Genomic DNA, 19,766 nt, shown 5'->3' on the forward strand with positions numbered 1-19,766 from the left:
GCAACCATCATCATCACCATCATCCTGATTAGTCTTTCGGGCGATGTGTGCTGGAAGACGATCAACGACTCTTCCGGTGGCTGAAATGCGAATTAGAGAAAACCCTCGGAAGATAATCTTCCGAGGGTTTTTTTATTATTAATCAAAAATATATTACAAAATAAGCAGGGTAAAATTATGTTGGACAAATCACGATTAAGAATTGCCATTCAAAAGTCAGGACGCTTAAGTGAAGACTCACAAGAACTACTTGCACGCTGTGGAATTAAAATCAATTTACAGCAACAGCGACTGATTGCTTATGCAGAAAATATGCCTATTGATTTACTGCGTGTACGTGATGACGATATCCCAGGACTGGTCATGGACGGCGTTGTAGACCTTGGAATTATCGGTGAAAACGTTCTTGAAGAAGAATTATTAAGCCGTCGCGCTCAAGGCGATAACCCCGCATACAAAACACTACGTCGTCTTGACTTTGGTGCTTGCCGCTTGTCATTAGCTGCACCCCTTGACTTTAACTACACAGGTGCAGAGTGCTTAAATGGCGCTCGTATTGCGACCTCTTACCCGAACTTATTAAAACGTTATTTCGATGAAAAAGGCATTCAATTTAAATCTTGCTTATTAAACGGCTCTGTCGAAGTCGCGCCTCGGGCAGGTCTTGCCGATGCCATTTGTGACCTAGTTTCTACTGGCGCAACACTCGAAGCGAATGGCCTCAAAGAAGTTGAAGTGATTTATCGTTCAAAAGCCTGCTTAATCCAACGTGACGGCGAAATTTCTTCAGATAAACAACAGCTTATTGACCGCATGATGACTCGTATTCAGGGCGTTATTCAAGCTCGTGAATCCAAATACATCATGTTGCACGCTCCAAGTGAACGTTTGGAAGATATTATTGCATTGCTGCCAGGCGCAGAACGCCCAACTCTGCTCCCATTAGCAGGCGATCAAAATCGCGTAGCTATGCACATGGTCAGTAGCGAAACCTTGTTCTGGGAAACCATGGAAAAACTTAAAGCATTAGGTGCCAGCTCTATTTTAGTTCTGCCTATTGAAAAAATGATGGAGTAAGTGCAATGGAAATGGGATTTAACCAACCGATTCGCTGGTCAGAATGTAATGCAAATGAGCAAACAGCACTGCTGACACGCCCAGCCATTGCGGCATCAGACAATATTCGTCGCGCGGTCACACAGATCATTGAGCAAGTACAAGCTCGTGGCGACAATGCACTCATTGAATTTAGCCAACATTTTGATAAAACGGCCATTTCTAGCATTCGAGTCATGCCAGATAGCATTGAGCAAGCTGAATCACGCCTCGATGACGACATCAAAGTCGCGATGAAAAATGCTATTGGTAATATCCGTCGTTTTCATGAAGCACAAAAACCTGAAGTTATTCGCGTTGAGACTCAGTCAGGCGTGGTTTGTCAACAAATCACCCGCCCAATTGATTCGGTTGGCTTATATATTCCCGGCGGCTCAGCGCCATTGCTCTCAACGGTAATGATGCTAGGCACCCCTGCACAAATTGCAGGTTGTCGACAAATTATCCTTTGCTCTCCCCCAACGATTGCGGATGAAATTCTCTATGCTGCAAAACTGTGTGGTATTAGCGATATCTTTCAGGTGGGCGGTGCGCAAGCCATTGCTGCAATGGCATTTGGTACAGAGAGTATCCCAGCGGTCGATAAGATTTTTGGCCCAGGCAATGCTTATGTAACAGAAGCGAAACGCCAAGTGAGCCAAAGCCACGAAGGAGCAGCCATTGATATGCCAGCAGGCCCATCAGAAGTGCTTGTTATTGCAGATAGCCAAGCAAACCCTGCATTTACAGCTTCAGATCTGTTATCGCAAGCTGAGCATGGACCTGATTCACAAGTTATTCTACTAACGGATAGCCAAGAATTTGCTATGCAGGTTATTGATGAAACAGAAACACAACTGGCTGAATTATCACGTGCTGACATCGCGAGAGCCGCACTGAGTGCTAGTCGTGTAATTATCGCCGATTCAATTGCACAATGTGTCGAAATTAGCAATCGCTACGGGCCTGAACACCTGATTTTGCAAACTCGTAATGCCGATGCACTCGTTGACAGCATAACCAGTGCAGGCTCTGTGTTCGTCGGAGATTGGTCACCTGAATCAGCGGGCGATTATGCATCAGGAACTAATCATGTGCTGCCAACTTATGGCTATACATCGACATATTCCAGCTTGGGTCTTGCTGATTTTATGAAACGGATGACAGTACAAAAGCTTTCACCTCAAGGGTTACTTGGGTTAGCGACAACGATTGAAACACTCGCGCAAGCAGAGAGCCTAACTGCCCACAAAAATGCCGTAACATTACGTGTTACTGAACTCAAAAAACAAAGTCAGGAGTAAGTGATGAGCGAAAACTTTAAAGCCGCTAGCCTTGCGCGTGAAAATGTGAAAGTGATGACCCCTTATATGTCTGCTCGTCGCTTAGGTGGTAACGGCGATGTTTGGTTAAATGCCAATGAATACCCTATTGCACCAGAATTCCAATTTAACGAACGTAATCTAAACCGTTACCCAGAATGCCAGCCCGCCAGTGTCATTCTCAACTATGCCGCTTATGCAAATGTTGCTCCTGAGCAAGTATTAGTTTGCCGAGGTGCCGATGAATCTATCGAACTGCTGATCCGTGCATTTTGTGAACCGGGCAAAGACGCTGTGATGTTTTGTCCTCCAACCTATGGTATGTATAGTGTCAGCGCTGAAACTTTTGGCGTAGAACAGAAAAAAATTCCCGCTTTACCAGACTGGTCATTAAATATTGATGCCATTCGTGAAAATTTGCCAAACACCAAATTGATCTATATTTGTAGCCCAAATAATCCAACTGGCAACATCATCGATAATAAGGCACTGCGTGAAGTGCTCGACATGGCGGCGGGTCAAGCGCTTGTGGTTGTTGATGAAGCCTATATTGAATTTTGCCCACAATACAGTGTGGCAGGCTGGCTCGCTAACTATCCAAACCTTGTGGTATTAAGAACATTATCAAAAGCCTTTGCGCTGGCTGGCCTACGTTGTGGTTTCACATTAGCCTCCGCCGATGTAATCGAAATACTCTTAAAAGTGATCGCTCCTTATCCTCTTTCGACACCCGTTGCGATGATAGCCGCAGAAGCATTGAGCGTGGAAGGAATAGCGACAATGAAACACCGTGTCGCAACAATCACGAATGATCGTATTGCCTTGTCTGAAGCGCTAGCGGAACTCTCTATCGTAGAAAAAGTGTATCCCAGTGAGACCAACTATATTTTGGTGCGTTTTACGGATGGAAATAAAGTATTTAAAGCGCTGTGGGAACAAGGCATTATTTTGCGTGACCAAAGTAAACAGCCAGGACTTTCTAACTGCCTACGCATCACTGTGGGTACTGAAACCGAAAACGTGCGTGTTATTGAAGCTATTGAAGCCCTTTGCTAAACCTGAAATAGGAAATATTCATGAGCCAAAAAATTCTTTTTATTGACCGTGATGGTACATTAATCACTGAACCACCTACTGATTTTCAGGTCGATAGCCTAAGCAAATTAGCTTTTGAAAAAGCAGTGATTCCAAGCCTGCTGGCCTTACAAAAAGCCAACTACCGCTTAGTCATGGTCACCAATCAAGATGGTTTAGGTACCGACAGCTTCCCAACCGCTGATTTCGAACCACCACACAACTTAATGATGCAGGTTTTTGAGTCACAAGGGATTAATTTTGACGATGTATTAATTTGTCCTCACAAACCAGCGGATGGCTGTAACTGCCGTAAACCAAAACTAGGCTTAGTGGAAAACTACCTAGTTGAAGGTAAATTAGATAAAGCGAACAGTTATGTGATTGGTGATCGTGAAACTGACCTACAATTGGCCGAAAATATGGGGATCCAAGGCCTACGCTATAGCCCTGATTCACTTGATTGGGTGGCTATCACCGATAAATTAACTCAGCGTGATCGCCATGCAATCGTTGAGCGTGTCACAAAAGAAACCAATATTCGCGTCGAACTCTGGCTTGATCGTGAGGGTGGAAGCGAAATCAATACGGGTGTCGGCTTCTTTGACCACATGCTTGACCAGATCGCCACTCACGGTGGTTTCCGTTTGAATATCCAAGTTAAAGGTGACCTGTTTATTGATGACCACCACACCGTAGAAGATACGGGTTTGGCACTCGGTGAAGCATTACGCGTTGCTCTCGGCGATAAACGTGGTATCGCACGCTTTGGCTTTGTACTCCCAATGGATGAGTGCCAAGCGCGTTGTGCATTAGACATTTCAGGCCGACCACACCTTGAATATAAAGCAGAATTTAAATACCAACGTGTTGGTGACCTCAGCACTGAAATGATCGAACACTTTTTCAGCTCCCTATCCTATGCGATGGGATGTACCTTACACCTGAAAACGAAAGGGAAAAACGATCACCACAAAGCTGAAAGCCTATTTAAGGTATTTGGTCGTACCTTACGTCAAGCTATCCGCGTTGAAGGAGATACGTTACCTAGCTCGAAAGGGGTTCTCTAATGAACGTTGTTATCCTTGATACAGGCTGTGCAAATTTGTCTTCTGTGGCCTATGCCGTCAAACGTTTAGGCTATACCCCACAGATCAGCCGTGATACCAACACCATTTTACAAGCAGATAAAGTTTTCCTACCGGGTGTCGGAACTGCAAGCGCAGCGATGGAACAACTCCAGCAACGTGAACTGATCCCCTTAATTAAAGCACTGACTCAGCCTGTTTTAGGTATTTGTTTAGGTATGCAATTAATGGGGAGTGTTAGTGAAGAAGGAAAATCGTTGATCCCACTGCTTGGCTTGATAGATAGCCCAGTCCAAAAAATGAATGCGGATGGTTTACCTGTTCCTCATAGTGGCTGGAATCAAGTCAAACCTTTAGCAGGCCACCCTTTATTTAAAGGGATCCGCGACGATGCTTACTTCTATTTTGTGCATAGCTACTCCATGCCTATTTCAGGCAATACCATTGCACAAACCCAATACGGTAATCCATTTAGCAGTGCTGTCAATCAGGATAATTTTTATGGTGTTCAGTTTCACCCTGAGCGCTCGGGAGCAGCTGGCTCTCGCCTGATCCAAAACTTTTTGGAGATGTAATTGAGATGATCATTCCTGCTTTAGATCTTATTGATGGTAATGTTGTTCGTTTACATCAAGGCGATTATGCCAAGCAAACCGCTTACGGCAGTGATCCCCTGCCACGCTTACAACAATACCAACAAGAAGGCGCAAAATTATTACACTTAGTTGATTTAACTGGGGCAAAAGATCCACAAAAACGTCAAATTCCCCTCCTTAAAAAACTGTTAGCCGGAGTGTCTGTACCCGTTCAAGTCGGTGGCGGGATCCGCACAGAAGAGGATGTAAAAGCACTTTTAGATGCAGGGGCTACACGGGTGGTTATTGGTTCAACCGCGGTGAAACAGCCTGAATTAGTTAAAACCTGGTTCGAACGTTATGGTGGAGAAGCCATCGTACTCGCCCTTGATGTGCGAATTAACCAACAAGGTATAAAAGAGATTGCCATCAGTGGTTGGCAAGAAAACTCTAATCTTTCATTAGAACAAGCCATTGAAATGTATCAACCTTATGGGTTAAAGCACGTTTTATGCACGGATATTTCTAAAGATGGCACATTGGCAGGTTCAAATGTCAATTTATACCAAGAAATTAGCCAAAAATATCCAGCTATTGCATTTCAAGCATCTGGTGGTATTGGCTCTTTGGCGGATATCGCTGCTATTCCAGGGTCAGGCGCCGCGGGGGTGATTGTTGGTCGTGCCCTACTCGAAGGCAAATTCACAGTCGCGGAGGCAATCGCATGTTGGCAAAACGCATAATTCCTTGTTTGGATGTTCGGGATGGACAAGTAGTAAAAGGGGTTCAATTTCGTCATCATGAGATTATTGGTGATATCGTTCCACTGGCACAGCGCTACGCCCAAGAAGGTGCTGATGAACTGGTATTTTACGATATTACAGCATCATCTGATGGAAGAGTGGTCGATAAGAGTTGGGTATCAAAAGTTGCAGAAGTCATTGATATTCCATTTTGCGTTGCGGGTGGTATCAAAAGTGTTGAAGACGCGGCGCAAATTTTATCATTTGGCGCTGATAAAATATCCATTAACTCACCAGCGCTATCGGATCCAACACTAATTAGCCGCCTTGCTGATCGTTTTGGCGTACAATGCATTGTCGTCGGTATCGATACCTGGTTTGACCATGAAACGGGTGACTACCTCGTTTATCAATTTACAGGGGATGAAAAACGGACCACCCAAACACGCTGGAAAACCCTCGATTGGGTCACTGAAGTTCAACAACGAGGTGCCGGTGAAATTGTCTTAAATATGATGAACCAAGACGGTGTACGCCAAGGCTATGATTTAATCCAACTGAAAAAAGTCCGTGATGTCTGCCAAGTGCCATTAATCGCCTCTGGTGGTGCTGGTGAAATGGTACATTTCTTAGATGCTTTTACTGAAGCAAAGGTTGATGGTGCCCTCGCCGCATCCGTCTTCCACAAGCAAATCATCAATATTGGTGAATTAAAGCAATACCTTGCAGAAAATGGAGTTCAAATAAGAGTATGTTAACCACAGAACAATGTCGCCAACTTGCTTGGCAAAAAGTGGATGGATTAATGCCCGTGGTTGTGCAACACGCAACTTCTGGTGATGTATTAATGTTAGGTTATATGAACCCAGAAGCGTTGCAAGCCACATTAGATAGCCGTAAGGTAACCTTTTATTCACGAACCAAACAGCGCTTATGGACTAAAGGCGAAACATCGGGCAACTATCTTAATTTAGTCGATATCTATCCTGATTGTGATAGTGATACGCTACTCGCCCTAGTGCAACCGGTTGGACCAACTTGCCACAATGGTACGGAGAGCTGTTTTGCTCCCGCTCAAAGTGATTGGGGATTCTTATTTGAGCTGGAAACCTTATTAAAATCACGTAAGTGTGCTGATCCGGAAAGCTCATATACGGCGCGTCTATATGCAAGTGGTACTAAACGTATCGCTCAAAAAGTTGGCGAAGAAGGCGTTGAAACGGCACTTGCAGCCACAGTCAATGATCGTGCTGAGCTAACGAATGAGGCCGCCGATCTAATGTACCACCTGCTGGTACTCTTACAGGACCAAGATCTTGATTTAAGCACCATTATCAAACGTCTGAAAGAACGCCATCAATAATAATGCGGTAGCCTGCTTAAGGTGGGCTACCCAATATAACAAAATGCGCTGATACTTGATCGTCGACCAAATCCTCTCTATTCTCTTACCTATAAGTGGCGACTTAGATAACTGAGTCAACCAATTCACGTAAAAGCCTATTTTAATCAACATGCGATTTAGACAATGAGTTCGCTATTAACTTAAAAACTCTCTTATTGCGTTGTCTAGCTCCCATTATTTCTTCCAATTTTCATATCATATCCATGGTATTTAGCTTGTTATCTAATTTTGCTACTATCTCAACTGTTTATTTTTATAAAAAAGGAACCGTCGTGTCAGAAAGCCCTATTTTTATTCAATTAACCCAATTACTTGATAAACAGAATGCGCGATACCGCGTGATGGAACATCCAACGGCAGGTAAATCAGAAGAAGTGGCAAAAATACGTGGCACACAATTAGGTCAAGGTGCTAAAGGCTTAGTTTGCCACGTTAAAGGAAATGGTATTCGTCAACATGTCCTTGCTATCCTTCCTGCTGATAAACAAGCGGATTTAACGAAGATCGCTCATGCCATCGGAGGCACTCGCGCCTCATTAGCAAGCCCAAAAGAAGTGGATGAATTAACTCAATGTGTTTTTGGTGCAATCCCGCCCTTTAGTTTTCATCCATCTCTAAAACTCATTGCTGATCCTTATTTATTTGTTCGTTTTGAAGAGCTGGCTTTTAATGCAGGAACACTTGAGCGCTCAGTTATTTTGAATACAGAAGATTACCGTCGTATTGCTAATCCAACTTTAGTCGATTTTATTCGAGATGATGAATAAAAGTAAAAGTACCTATTTTTAAGTAAAATCAAGTATCATATTTTTTAAGGCTGCTACACTTAATAGTGACTGTTATTCACTCTTAAGGAGAATATAATGAGTTTATTCGACAAAGCAGAAAGCAAAGCTAGAGAAGCAACAGGTACAGCAGAACAAGCCTACGGTGAAGCAACGGGTTCTGCTGAGCATCAAATAAAAGGTACTGTCAGAAAATGTGCAGCTCAAGGCTGTGACACGCTCAATTCTGCTGTGGATACAGTAAAAAGTAATCCTCTTGCCGCAGCAACTGTCGCTGCGGGTATCGGATTTATATTCGGTTATTTAGCCGGCAAAAAATAATTCTGATAAATAAAATGCAAAAAGGGAATGATAATAAACTCATTCCCTATGTATTATTTATTTTAAATATTTAGCCAAGGCTATTTTCAAAGCTGTTATATCTGAATTACACAAATAAGGCTTTAAGGCATTAAATTGTGCTTCTGGCCAATCGTAGATCTTTAATGCCAGAAGTTCTGCAATGATATCAGGCGCAAAACGATAGCTAATCCGTTTAGCCGGATTGCCACCCACAATACTGTATGGTTCGACATCCTTCACCACAACACTATTTGCTGCGATAACTGCGCCTTCACCAATGTTTATGCCTGGCATAATCAATGCCCGCATTCCAATCCAAGCTCCGTCACCAATAACCGTATCGCCTTTACCAACATAGGCTTCATTAACATATTCAATAAATGGATATAAACAAAACCAATCTGTTCTGTGAGTATGGTTTCCCCCCATCAATATGACGGCTTCTCCCCCAATACACACATAATCGCCAATATAAAGTTGATCGACATCCCAAGGTAATTGCCAATCACGGCTGACTTCATCCCCTTGTAAATAGCGGACTACTGATTGTTCAAACCCATTATCCCAGCAGTCACTATAATAACTATGACGTCCTTTGATATGGATATTCGGATTCTGTACAACTTCGTGTAAAAGTTGATATTTTGACCAATGTTTTTGATTCATGGTAACAATCCTAATTATAAAATTATTATTACCATAGAACGCTGTCTATGGTGATGTATTCGCGCTCAAAAATACATCACCTTTAGCAACCCTTGGCTGCTTTAATAACGGATTTATCATCTATCTTTTCTCTACTTAATGCGTTAATTTTAAGTTGGTATTTCGTGCAACCAACGCAATCACTCCGCCTACTAACATTAACATAGCTAATGCCCAATTTGCAGGTAAGGGAGAGCTGATCGCCAATAAACTCAGAGCTGCACCTACTGCCATTTGAATAAAACCCACTAAAGCCGAAGCCGTTCCTGCCTCTTTTTCAAAAGGTTCTAAAGCATAACTCGTTGCGGTTCCCATCATAAAGGCAAGGCCTGTACAGGCACACGCTACAGGTAACATATAAGCTAACCAGTGGTTTTGTAACTCTGTTGGTAAGACAAGTAAACCGAATAACAAGCCTAAACACCCCGCTATCATAAATAGGCTGCCGGCTTTTAAACAGTTAGGGCGACCAATTTTGGGGATATAATAGTTAGCAATGTAACTCGCAAACATAATCCAAAAACCATTAGCACCAAACGCCAATGAAAACTCTAGTGGCGTGAGTCCTGCATCCCCCATTAAGACAATCGGTGCGAATGAAACATACGTCAGGACCATGCCCATACTACCTGCATTCACCAATGCAAAAATAATAAAGTGCTTGTTACGCAAGATATGCAGGTAGTGATTGAGTTGCAACTTCTTCACATTTTGCAAACTTGCCGGGCGAGTTTCTGGCAAAAATGCGATGACTAACATTAAAATGAGTACCGCATAGAGAGCCAAAAACCAAAAAGGGGCTCGCCATCCCCAATATTCAGCGAGAAAGCCCCCCAAAAGCGGTGCTAATGCTGGTACGATATTGAGCGTTCCATTTAAAAAACCAAATGCACGCGCAGCTTCCGTGCCGTTCATCCGATCACGAACACCACTAAAAGCCACAACGCCAGTGCAACAAACAGCGACCCCCTGTAATACCCTAGCGGCAATAAAAATTTCCGGGGTTGTTGATAACGCTGCGACAGTTGAACCGACAATGTAAATTAGGATGCCCACAATCGCGATGGGCTTACGTCCATATCGGTCGATCAAGGGGCCAGAAATTAGCTGCCCTATACCAAAAATTAGTATAAATAGTGCAATAGTAGACTGGATCAGCGACTCGGGCGCCCCTAACGCAATCGCAATTGTAGGAATTGTTGGCAGATATAAATCAATTGCCAATGGACTCAGCAGCACAAGTAACAACAGCAAGACAAGGAACTTTCGCATAAATAGAATTCTTACTTATAATCATAAAATGATCAGCTAGGCTTACAGTAATACCTGAGGCCTAAGAATAAAAACAAGCTTTCGATTCTATCAGTATCATCAATCAAAACCATACTCGATCCAATAATAAAGATAAAAACGACCAATAAGTATTGATAGTACATCCCTATTTTTATACTTAAAAATAAAAAAGGTGCTGGAAAACCAGCACCTTAATAATTTAATACGTTATTTTAACGTATTATTCCATCCATTCGGTATGGAACACACCTTCTTTATCAGTACGCTTATAAGTGTGAGCACCAAAGTAATCACGTTGCGCTTGAATTAGGTTTGCAGGCAATACCGCTGAACGGTAGCTATCGTAATAAGAAATTGCCGCAGAGAAGGTCGGTGTTGGGATGCCGTTTTGTACGCCATAGCACACCACATCACGTAGTGCTTGCTGATATTCATCAGCGATTTGCTTAAAGTATGGCGCTAACAGCAAGTTAGCGATCTGTGCATTATCATTGTATGCATCAGTGATTTTTTGCAAGAATTGTGCACGAATGATACAACCCGCGCGGAAAATTTTAGCAATTTCACCGTAGTTCAGATCCCAATTGTATTCATCTGAAGCGGCTTTCAGTTGTTGGAAGCCTTGGGCATAAGAAACAATTTTACCTAAGTAGAGTGCACGACGAACTTTCTCAATAAATTGTTTTTTATCGCCTTCAACAGGCTTCAATACTGGACCTGTTAGTACTTTAGATGCGGCAACACGTTGGTCTTTCAGGAAAGAGATATAACGTGCAAATACAGATTCAGTGATCAACGTTACTGGGATACCTAAATCCAATGAACTTTGGCTTGTCCATTTACCTGTACCTTTATTCGCAGCTTCATCTAAAATCACATCAACCAAATATTTTCCATCTTCATCTTTTTTCTTGAAGATATCCGCAGTGATTTCGATCAAATAGCTACTAAGTTCGCCTTGGTTCCAATCAGCAAAAATTTCCGCCAACTCTTCATTGCTCAGGTTTAAAGAACCTTTTAGCAATGAATATGCTTCAGCGATCAACTGCATGTCACCGTATTCGATACCATTGTGAACCATTTTCACATAGTGACCAGCACCATCTGGACCGATATAAGTTACGCAAGGCTCGCCTTCGGCTTTAGCGGCAATTTCTTTCAAAATTGGTGCAACCAGCTCATAAGCTTCTTTTTGACCACCAGGCATAATAGATGGGCCTTTTAGAGCGCCTTCTTCACCACCAGAAACCCCTGTACCGATAAAGTTAAAGCCTTGCTCAGACAGTTCACGGTTACGACGGATAGTATCTTTATACAGAGTGTTGCCGCCATCAATCAGGATATCACCTTTGTCTAGATGCGGAGTCAATGCAGCAATCGTTTTATCCGTTGCTTCACCCGCTTTCACCATCAACAGGATACGGCGTGGTTTTTCCAGAGAGTCGACAAACTCTTCAATCGTGTAGCTGGGAACTAATTTTTTCCCTGGATTTTCGGCAATAACTTCATCCGTTTTATCTTTTGAACGGTTGAAAATAGAGACGGAATAACCACGGCTTTCAATATTCAGGGCAAGATTGCGCCCCATGACAGCCATACCGACAACACCAATCTGTTGCTTTGACATGAAAAACTCCTGTCTGATTAGGACCTAAGCCAGCCATTTTTATGCTGGCAATTCTGTTAACAGGATCACATGTTAACTCAGGTTTGTTCTGCTGGGTAGTTATTGATGCAATCGATGACGCAAACGGAATATTATTTGTAGATTATCGTCTCATACGCGACAATTTTTATTGAAATTTAGGGAAACAAACCGCATTATTCACGAGTCGGCATATGCCGTCATATCAGAAGGTAAAACAAACTGTATGGAATGGATCGCAGATCCTTCGATTTGGGCGGGGCTTGCCACCTTAATCGTTCTAGAAATCGTTCTTGGTATTGATAACCTCGTCTTTATTGCCATTTTGGCAGACAAACTGCCGCAAAAATTGCGTGATAGGGCTCGTGTGACGGGTCTCATGCTCGCTCTCGTGATGCGAGTTATTCTGCTATTTAGCTTGTCTTGGCTAATCACTCTCACCAAGCCTTTAATAACATTATTCGATCATCCATTTAGCGCCCGAGATCTCATCATGTTGGTGGGTGGGTTATTCTTGCTATTTAAAGCCACAATGGAGTTAAACGAACGATTAGAGGGGGGGGATGAGCACACCACTAATCAACGAAAAACATCGAATTTCTGGGCTGTTGTTGCACAAATTATCGTCCTAGATGCGGTATTCTCTCTTGACTCAGTCATTACCGCCGTTGGGATGGTTGACCATATTGGGGTTATGGTTGCAGCAGTGACTATTGCCATGATCCTTATGATATGGGCAAGTAAGCCGCTAACATCGTTCGTCAACAATCACCCAACTATTGTGATCTTATGTCTCAGCTTCTTGCTGATGATCGGCTTTAGTTTAGTTGCTGAAGGCTTTGGTTACGCAATACCAAAAGGTTATCTGTATGCTGCGATTGGCTTCTCTATTATGATTGAAGTCTTAAACCAGTTTGCACAATTTAACCGTCGCAAATTCCTCAAAGGTAGTCGTCCACTTCGTGAACGTACGGCTGAAGCCGTTTTACGTATTCTAAGTGGTAACCACGAACGTGCGGAGCTAGATGCGCACACTTCAGACTTAATCGCGGACAACCAAGCAGTTTTTGACCCTCAAGAGCGCCAGATGATCGCCCGTGTTTTAGGTATGGCTCAACGTAATGTCGAAAGTATTATGACATCACGTCATGATGTGGAATATCTCGATGTCAATAAGTCTGCTAATGAGCTGCTGCAATTGCTGGAAAAAAATCCGCATTCACGTTTTGTTGTCATCGATGAAACCGTGAGTGATGAGCCTGTTGGTGTTGTTCACATGCTCGATTTAGTCAAACAGCAGTTAAGTGGTCAGCCGCTGAACTTACGAGCTTTGATTACTCAACCTCTTATCTTCCCTGAGGGTCTCTCGCTATTAAAAGCATTAGAGCAGTTTCGTAAAGCACAGACTCACTTTGCTTTTGTCGTCGACGAATTTGGCTCTGTCGAGGGTGTTGTCACCTTAACGGATGTGATGGAAACGATCGCCGGTAACTTACCAGATGGTGAAGAAGAAAATGACTCACGTCATGATATTCAAAAGCTAGAAAATGGGAGTTGGATTGCTAACGGCTTTATGCCATTAGAAGATTTGATCCTATTTGTTCCTATGGAACTGGATGAAAAGCGCGAATATGAAACCATTGCAGGCTTATTGATGGAACACCTACAACGAGTGCCTGAAGAAGGTGAACAAATTGAAGTCAATGGCTGCATTTTCCAGCCGCTTGAAATCAAAAACCACCGTATTAGTAAAGTGCTCATTGTTCCTCCGAAAGTACCGGAAGAAGACGAAGAAGAATAATTTTTGTTTATTCATACAATACCGGCCAAATTGGCCGGTATTTTTTTATAGTACGGATAAGTATTTCCATAACAAGTCACTTGAAGCGCCAAAATAACAGCGTTTTTTAAAAGCATTAATCATTTGATTGTTCAATAATTCGGATAACTTAATAAGGTTATTCGAGGTTAACATGGTCCAGTCAATCACTCATAAAGCATTAAATTACACACAACAGTTACAACAGCCAGAAATAACAGCTCACAACTCAGGTATTACTGGAAATATCAAACGTACAACCAATAATGTTCAATCAAATCCAGTTCTAAATCAGCAAAACACGTCTAAAGTTGATAGTGGAATCTTTAAGCTTAAAGAATTAAAAGGAATAGAAAAAGAGGTTAACTCTATTCAGCAAAAAATGAAGACATTATTAGAAAATATAGGTCATGAACGAGGAGCGATGGAGAGAGAAAATAATAAAAAAGAGTTAACAATATTTTCAAACACGCTTCATTCTCTGAAGGCTAAAACAGCAAACTATCAAGAAAGACTCAATAGCGTAAACTATAAGCAAAACTCTAAAAAACGGGAAATGCTTGCAAAATTTGAAAGTAAATTAAATACAGCAAGCTTAGATAAAGATATGGTTGAATCAAAAGAAGGCTATAAAAATATGAAAGCGACTCAAGAAGCCAATAAAAAATTTGATAACACAACACCAAAATACGTCACCCCTCGTAGTTTACTCTAATCATTTTATCCCAATAAATGGCATCATGACCTATGATGCCATTTATCAATAGAAAAGCTATAGTGCATTCAGCAAATCACTCAATCCTTTTTGTTCCTCTTTCTTCAAAAAGTTCCCTAATGCCTCTTTGGCTTGTGTCTTTAATTCATTACGTAGCAATCTTTCAACATTAAGTTGATATTGTAAGTTGCTCCAACCGCCATAAATACGTAGCGGTATTGTCATTGATTGCAGTTGTTGAATAAAGCGAGAGTCTCCGCCCCAACCTTGCGTAATTTGCACACCGAGGTTCACATCCAATGTTTCTGCTGGCACATTTGCCCATCCTTGCCCCGTAATTGAAATTAAAGGAGAAGTTGCATTCATGGATGCAATGTTAATCGTGCCTTTATTTAAGCGACCATTAACGGTGAACTGCTCTACTTCAGTATAATTACCTGTATTAACAGGTGCATTGATTTTATTGGTCACCCGTGAAATAGATTGTTGGATTAATAATGGAATATTTAATCCTGCTAAGCGTGCATTTTGTAAACTGAAATTCACCGGGCCTTGCCATAAATTTTTCACCGCATAATCATCATAACCTGGGCCCGATAAATCGGCATTGATTGTCACAATACCACTCAGTTTTTCTGGCATATTAAACGCTTTCAACAATGGCGTTAAATTAATATTTTGAATATTAGGTTTCGCTGTAACTTGCGCTGGAATATTTGAGTAATTAATACTCACAGGAAGCGAAAACTGGCCATTAAAGGCCTGACCTTCTAATTGGGAAATGGTTAATTGCGGCGCTTGGTTTTGTGCTGCAAATTTTACCGCATTCACTGCCATTCCACGATAAACTAAATTCTCAATATTTAAATTAATATTTCCAGTAAATGATTTTAGGTTAGATAAATCATATTTCTGTGTTTCTTTTCCAGAAATCACCGGTTTAACGCCAACGCGAGTAGAAAGGTTCGTTTCATTAGACGAATTAGCCGCTGTACTTGAATTTGGTGCGCCAATTAATTTATCAAGATTTAACGTTTGAGAAGATAACTGAACATTAATATCTGGAATAGCCCCTAATTTTGCTTCAACGTGACCCGTTAAATCACTGTCATTGGCTTTAATCGCGATGTTATGTAAACTCGCTGTTGCAATATTATCTTTAATATAAGCAAAATCACTGGTCAGTTGTCCGGTGATCCCACCTTCAGGTAAATCAACCCCCGTGAAAGTATAATCAAACTGAGTTAATTGACCATTAATTTGATGTGATAGTTGGGAAAGATCAAGTTCTGCCCGCGCATCAAAACGTAGCTCTTGTTGATTCTTATTTAAGTTGCCGCTGAATTTAGCGCTGATTTTGCGCTTATCACTTTTCTTTAAAGAAAGATCAATATTGCGTAGATTGTACTCATCATTTTGTGTTTTCCAGATCACCAAGCTGTTTGATATTTCAACTTTTTCGATATCTAATAACCATTGATTTTTTTCTGGAGAATTTGGTGTTCTTTGGTTACCGGCAGGCGCAATAGGTGAGTTCGCATTCATTTGGGGTTCGCTTTCAGGCGTGTGGCGAATCACTGCACCATCGACAACAATTTGTTCGACGGATAAATGATGAGAAAGTAGCGGCCATAATTCCACATCTAAGCGCATATTCTCCGCACTTAAAACAGGTTGGCTGGCATTGGGAGCGGTAATCGAAACAGGGCCGGTAATAATACTCAGTGTTGGCCAAACATGCCAACGCATATCCCCTTTAAAGTCAATTTGATACCCGCTTTTTTTCTCAACTTTTTCCACAAGATATTGCCTAAAGTCGTTTGGGTTAACCAACATCACTAATGCGGTTAGACCAACCACAATCACGACTAGCAAAATGACCAGTGTCGTCAGAAATCGTTTCATTCTTCCCTCACTAAAATTATGTCTGCTACGCCACACAAAAGGCTCACACTACACCTATCCCTGCGCTATGCGGAATTACCCCATATAAGCAATAATTCCGTCATACATATTACTATCAGTCCTCACTGATACGACTACCAACCGCCCCTTGCTGATTTTTATATTTCGCATCTTGTCGGCTATTATAGGGGCGATCTGCGCTGCCTGATAATGGCTCAAAACTTAACGCACCAATCACCATTCCAGGGCGCAAAGCAAGTGGTAGTTTGCCTGAATTATAAAACTCTAGCACGATTTGCCCACACCAACCGGGATCGATTCGATGTGCTGTCACATGCACCATTAAACCTAATCGCGCCAATGAAGAACGGCCATCTAACCATCCTACGAGGTTATCAGGCAGGGTAACAGACTCAAGAGTGACTGCAAGTGCTAATTCTCCTGGGTGAAGGAAAAATGGCTCATTATCATTGAGAATAATTTCATCGCTCATCACACGGTCAAGCGCTGCATTTACTTCATCTTTCGGGCCACTTAGGTCAATAAAAGCGGCGGTATGTCCTCGAAAAACTCGAAATTGATTTCCTAGGCGCACATCTGCTGTTGCTCCATTGATCCGTTCAATAGGTGGACGAGGGCTAATAACTAACTTTCCTTCATCCATCCATTGAATAATATCGCGGTCACAAAGACGCATGATTATATCCCCCTTCATTATTTTTTATCGCCATGTCGCCTAGCCAAGTTTAGTCTTGGCAAAATTCGCCGATTTTTGCTTTTAAGATATCAATTGCCACACGGTTTTTACCGCCACGAGGCACAATAATATCGGCATACTGCTTCGACGGCTCAATAAACTGTAAGAACATAGGACGCACGGTTTTATTATATTGTTCAATAACCGAATCTAATGTTCTCCCTCTCTCATTTACATCACGTTTTATCCGTCTCATCAAGCAAATATCAAGCGGGGTATCAACAAAGATCGAAAAATCCATCTCTTCACGTAAACGTTTATCCGTAAGCAGTAAAATCCCCTCGATAATAATGACTTTTTTAGGTTTGAAGTGAATGCTGGTTTCTTTACGTGTATGAGCGACATAGTCATATTGAGGAATTTCTACAGATTTACCGCTTTTTAATGCTTTAAGATGTTGATAAAGCAGGCTATGGTCCATGGAGTTTGGGTGGTCGTAATTGACTTTTAACCGCTCTTCCATTGGTATATCTGTTTGATCTTTATAGTAACAGTCTTCTGGTATAACACCGATATTATGATCACCGACCTTTTCCCTTAATTCTCTATATAAGGTACTTGCGATAAGGCTTTTTCCGGATGCAGAAGCTCCTGATATACCTACAATGGTACATTGATGCGCTATGTCAGTCATAAAATGATAACCTGGTTAAATAAATCTGAAATGAAATGCCTAACTTTATCTTCACAAAGTTATGGTTGCCGGAATTATAGGAGTTAATGGCGTGAGGTTCCAGCTTCGCAACACAAACAGACTCAAAAAATACCAAATATTAATGGGAAACATCATAAAAAGTGTATGTCAATATGTGACTAAAATAGTGTGCCCCAAATTGTTATCACTCAACCCGCTAAAATTTTTTACGGCCTTCTAAAGCTGCAATGCGATTTTCTATCGATGGATGCGTCGACAATATCGAATCACCTTTATTAAAGATATAGGCTGCACTACGGTATGCATCACCAATACCCGACTTATCGTATTGCTGTTTTTCATGCTGACCCGAAATTTTTTTCAGTGCGCTGATCATTGCTTGATTATCGGTGGTTAAATCAACAGCCGCTGCATCGGCCATATATTCACGCGTTCGCGAAAGATAAAAATAGAGAATTTGGGTGATCCACGGTAAAACAAAGTTAAGAGCTAATAGAATTAGCTGTGCTTTATTAGATGCACTATTTCGGCTACGCCCTGCCGTCCGAATAAATAGTTGGCTAAATATATTCGTAATAGTCAGGATCACATTCGCTAAAATACCAACATACAATGTCAATTTAGAATCACCATGAATAATATGCCCAACTTCATGAGCCATCACCGCTTGAACTTCGTGACGATTGAGTGTTTGCAATAAACCTCGAGTGACACCGACTAAAGCGTTTTTAGCGCCCCAACCGGCAGCAAATGCGTTAGGCTCATCACTGTCTAAAATATACAGGCGAGGCACATAGCGTAAAGTAGCACTTAAACTGAGCTCTTCTAAAATATTATACAGTTGTCTTTCTTCAGGAGTGCTGGCATTTTGCGCTGTAATTTCTTTTGCGCTCAGACCTGCTAACATCATTTTATGGCCACGAAAATGAATATATACCAATCCTAAAACGGTAAGCCCTAAAATAATTAATGTTGCTACTGGTAGTTTTTCAAAAGTCACAAATATGAGCATATTTTCAAAAAATCCAATACGCTCGTCTGAGTGCGTCGCTGTATCTGCTAATAAACCGACGATCAGCATAATAAATATATAACTAATGACCACCAATCGCGTACGAAAATTATTTTTACGTATGATGTTTCTAAAATCCATGAACAAGTACTCTGTATAATTTGTTAGGGGCATCCCCCTAACAAATATCATTAACGATTGTCGTTTTTAATCAAAATTAATACGGCGAGCTTCCTCACTCTTAATCGTTTCTTCATCAAGACGCCAGTAGTCTTTATCGATTTTCAAACTCGGAATAATGCCGACGATAAGCGCTGCTGGCATTGACGCAATATACGCTTTGTAGCTTTCCAATGCGCGATTATAACCGCGTTTCGCAAACGAAAGTTTATTCTCTGATGAAACGATTTCCTCTTGTAAATTGGCCATAATCGCGTCTGATTTCAGCTCTGGATAGGCTTCTACAGCAACATTAATCGCACCACTGGTCACCATTTTTGATAAAGCATCTTCCGCTTCTCGCGCCTGTGCACCTGTTGCGGTTTGAGCTTTTGTTCTCAGCTCAGTAATTTTACTGAAAACCTCTGACTCATGACTTAAATATTTTTTGACCGTTGCCAGCAAACTATCAAATACTTTTCCACGGCGATCTAATTGCACTGAGATTTCAGTTTCGCTCGATATAACAGCTTCACGCATGGCGACAATACGGTTATAAAAGTAAATAACAATCAATACTAAAACGACAATCAAAATTAAAAATTTCATAATCACCTTTTAGGCATCCGCCATAGGAAAAAAATGCAATATTAATGCCCTAACTTAACAGGT

Annotated in this window: 20 protein-coding genes and 1 other annotated feature; of the genes, 12 read left to right on the plus strand and 8 right to left on the minus strand. The window is 41.6% G+C overall.

The annotated features are described in order from the left end of the window. Window positions 1–7: 7 nt before the first annotated feature. Window positions 8–136 (plus strand) — a sequence feature (His leader region). A 41-nt stretch (window positions 137–177) separates the two neighbouring features. The 10 genes from hisG (at window position 178) to O7C57_RS14615 (ending at window position 8,408) form a co-directional block, all read left to right on the plus strand. After that, complete coding sequence (hisG, locus tag O7C57_RS14570) at window positions 178–1,077, plus strand: ATP phosphoribosyltransferase (RefSeq protein ID WP_163862678.1); 900 nt, start codon at window positions 178–180, stop codon at window positions 1,075–1,077. A 5-nt stretch (window positions 1,078–1,082) separates the two neighbouring features. After that, complete coding sequence (hisD, locus tag O7C57_RS14575) at window positions 1,083–2,399, plus strand: histidinol dehydrogenase (RefSeq protein WP_269723276.1); 1,317 nt, start codon at window positions 1,083–1,085, stop codon at window positions 2,397–2,399. Window positions 2,400–2,402: 3 nt separating this feature from the next. Next, the gene (gene hisC, locus O7C57_RS14580; protein ID WP_154624469.1) at window positions 2,403–3,473 is read left to right on the plus strand and encodes a histidinol-phosphate transaminase; all 1,071 of its coding nucleotides are present in this window, start codon (window positions 2,403–2,405) and stop codon (window positions 3,471–3,473) included. Between the two features lie 20 nt (window positions 3,474–3,493). Then, window positions 3,494–4,561 (plus strand): bifunctional histidinol-phosphatase/imidazoleglycerol-phosphate dehydratase HisB, encoded by a 1,068-nt coding sequence (gene hisB, locus O7C57_RS14585; protein WP_154624470.1) that lies wholly within the window; start codon window positions 3,494–3,496, stop codon window positions 4,559–4,561. Then, window positions 4,561–5,154: an imidazole glycerol phosphate synthase subunit HisH gene (hisH, locus tag O7C57_RS14590; RefSeq protein WP_154624471.1), complete on the plus strand. Its 594-nt coding sequence runs from the start codon at window positions 4,561–4,563 to the stop codon at window positions 5,152–5,154. Before hisB ends, hisH begins: the two co-directional genes overlap by 1 nt. A gap of 5 nt (window positions 5,155–5,159) precedes the next feature. Then, the gene (hisA, locus tag O7C57_RS14595) at window positions 5,160–5,897 is read left to right on the plus strand and encodes a 1-(5-phosphoribosyl)-5-[(5-phosphoribosylamino)methylideneamino]imidazole-4-carboxamide isomerase (RefSeq protein ID WP_154624472.1); all 738 of its coding nucleotides are present in this window, start codon (window positions 5,160–5,162) and stop codon (window positions 5,895–5,897) included. Next, complete coding sequence (gene hisF / locus O7C57_RS14600; RefSeq protein WP_154624473.1) at window positions 5,879–6,655, plus strand: imidazole glycerol phosphate synthase subunit HisF; 777 nt, start codon at window positions 5,879–5,881, stop codon at window positions 6,653–6,655. The genes hisA and hisF overlap by 19 nt, the downstream gene beginning before the upstream one ends. Then, the gene (gene hisIE, locus O7C57_RS14605; protein ID WP_154624475.1) at window positions 6,649–7,260 is read left to right on the plus strand and encodes a bifunctional phosphoribosyl-AMP cyclohydrolase/phosphoribosyl-ATP diphosphatase HisIE; all 612 of its coding nucleotides are present in this window, start codon (window positions 6,649–6,651) and stop codon (window positions 7,258–7,260) included. Before hisF ends, hisIE begins: the two co-directional genes overlap by 7 nt. Window positions 7,261–7,643: 383 nt before the next feature. Next, the gene (locus O7C57_RS14610; RefSeq protein ID WP_230085899.1) at window positions 7,644–8,069 is read left to right on the plus strand and encodes a YbaK/prolyl-tRNA synthetase associated domain-containing protein; all 426 of its coding nucleotides are present in this window, start codon (window positions 7,644–7,646) and stop codon (window positions 8,067–8,069) included. A 96-nt stretch (window positions 8,070–8,165) separates the two neighbouring features. Beyond that, window positions 8,166–8,408 carry a DUF883 C-terminal domain-containing protein gene (locus tag O7C57_RS14615; protein WP_154624477.1) on the plus strand — a complete coding sequence of 81 codons (243 nt, stop codon included), beginning with the start codon at window positions 8,166–8,168 and terminating at the stop codon, window positions 8,406–8,408. 57 nt (window positions 8,409–8,465) lie between these two features. On the opposite strand, the gene O7C57_RS14620 is transcribed toward O7C57_RS14615, so the two are convergent. From O7C57_RS14620 to gndA, 3 genes are all read right to left on the minus strand, one after another. Further along, window positions 8,466–9,095 carry a CatB-related O-acetyltransferase gene (locus O7C57_RS14620; RefSeq protein ID WP_154624478.1) on the minus strand — a complete coding sequence of 210 codons (630 nt, stop codon included), beginning with the start codon at window positions 9,093–9,095 and terminating at the stop codon, window positions 8,466–8,468. A gap of 135 nt (window positions 9,096–9,230) precedes the next feature. Beyond that, window positions 9,231–10,406 (minus strand): multidrug effflux MFS transporter, encoded by a 1,176-nt coding sequence (locus tag O7C57_RS14625; RefSeq protein WP_269723277.1) that lies wholly within the window; start codon window positions 10,404–10,406, stop codon window positions 9,231–9,233. Between the two features lie 241 nt (window positions 10,407–10,647). After that, the gene (gndA, locus tag O7C57_RS14630) at window positions 10,648–12,054 is read right to left on the minus strand and encodes an NADP-dependent phosphogluconate dehydrogenase (protein ID WP_154624480.1); all 1,407 of its coding nucleotides are present in this window, start codon (window positions 12,052–12,054) and stop codon (window positions 10,648–10,650) included. 244 nt (window positions 12,055–12,298) lie between these two features. On the opposite strand from gndA, the gene O7C57_RS14635 reads away from it, so the two are divergent. Next, window positions 12,299–13,873 carry a TerC family protein gene (locus O7C57_RS14635; RefSeq protein WP_154624482.1) on the plus strand — a complete coding sequence of 525 codons (1,575 nt, stop codon included), beginning with the start codon at window positions 12,299–12,301 and terminating at the stop codon, window positions 13,871–13,873. A 172-nt stretch (window positions 13,874–14,045) separates the two neighbouring features. Beyond that, window positions 14,046–14,606: a hypothetical protein gene (locus O7C57_RS14640; RefSeq protein ID WP_269723278.1), complete on the plus strand. Its 561-nt coding sequence runs from the start codon at window positions 14,046–14,048 to the stop codon at window positions 14,604–14,606. Window positions 14,607–14,663: 57 nt separating this feature from the next. On the opposite strand, the gene asmA is transcribed toward O7C57_RS14640, so the two are convergent. From asmA to O7C57_RS14665, 5 genes are all read right to left on the minus strand, one after another. Next, window positions 14,664–16,511 (minus strand): outer membrane assembly protein AsmA, encoded by a 1,848-nt coding sequence (gene asmA, locus O7C57_RS14645; RefSeq protein WP_196714061.1) that lies wholly within the window; start codon window positions 16,509–16,511, stop codon window positions 14,664–14,666. 115 nt (window positions 16,512–16,626) lie between these two features. After that, window positions 16,627–17,208 carry a dCTP deaminase gene (dcd, locus tag O7C57_RS14650; RefSeq protein ID WP_154624485.1) on the minus strand — a complete coding sequence of 194 codons (582 nt, stop codon included), beginning with the start codon at window positions 17,206–17,208 and terminating at the stop codon, window positions 16,627–16,629. Window positions 17,209–17,257: 49 nt separating this feature from the next. Then, window positions 17,258–17,902 carry a uridine kinase gene (udk, locus tag O7C57_RS14655; protein WP_154624486.1) on the minus strand — a complete coding sequence of 215 codons (645 nt, stop codon included), beginning with the start codon at window positions 17,900–17,902 and terminating at the stop codon, window positions 17,258–17,260. Between the two features lie 217 nt (window positions 17,903–18,119). Beyond that, window positions 18,120–19,076 carry a zinc metalloprotease HtpX gene (gene htpX / locus O7C57_RS14660; RefSeq protein ID WP_154624487.1) on the minus strand — a complete coding sequence of 319 codons (957 nt, stop codon included), beginning with the start codon at window positions 19,074–19,076 and terminating at the stop codon, window positions 18,120–18,122. Between the two features lie 66 nt (window positions 19,077–19,142). Further along, window positions 19,143–19,703, minus strand: a complete 561-nt coding sequence (locus O7C57_RS14665) for a LemA family protein (RefSeq protein WP_154624489.1) — start codon at window positions 19,701–19,703, stop codon at window positions 19,143–19,145. Window positions 19,704–19,766 lie beyond the last annotated feature (63 nt).

The sequence above is a fragment of the Providencia sp. 21OH12SH02B-Prov genome, from assembly GCF_027362595.1.
Lineage (GTDB): Bacteria > Pseudomonadota > Gammaproteobacteria > Enterobacterales > Enterobacteriaceae > Providencia > Providencia zhejiangensis.